The sequence below is a fragment of the Streptomyces sp. SID12501 genome (assembly GCF_010550245.1).
Lineage (GTDB): Bacteria > Actinomycetota > Actinomycetes > Streptomycetales > Streptomycetaceae > Streptomyces.
In genome coordinates this window covers 1-412 of record NZ_JAAGLU010000856.1, presented here as the reverse complement: position 1 = coordinate 412, position 412 = coordinate 1, and the positions used below count along the sequence as shown (strand labels likewise).

At 69.4% G+C, this 412-nt stretch carries 1 protein-coding gene; it reads right to left on the bottom strand.

The features are described from left to right. Positions 1–22: 22 nt before the first annotated feature. On the bottom strand, positions 23–412 hold a 390-nt coding region (locus tag G3I71_RS48830; RefSeq protein WP_164325431.1), incomplete at its 5' end, for an FBP domain-containing protein.

Genomic DNA, 412 nt, shown 5'->3' with positions numbered 1-412 from the left:
AGAACGCTGGAGTGCGGCAACGTCACTCGGTCACCTTGGCGATGAACGCGGCGAGATTCGCCACCGTCCGCTGGATCTTCTCCTCCAGGGTGAGCGACTCATGGAGCCGTGCACCGACGCCCGCGTCCTTCTTTCCGCGCACGTAGAGCGAGCAGGCGAGGTCGCTGCACATGTAGGCGCCGACCGAGTTGCCCTGCTGGCCGGCCTTCCCGGACCTCGGGGCCACCAGCAGGGAGACGCCTCCGGTATGGACGGTCACACACATCGAGCACATGCTGCGGCGGGTCTGCCAGGAACCGGCGTCCGACGAGCGCAGCTGGACGCCGACCGGGCGGCCGTCCCAGGCGGCCACGATGTACGCGCGGTCGGGGGCCTGCGGGTCGCGCCAGCCCAGGAAGTCCATGTAGCCCCA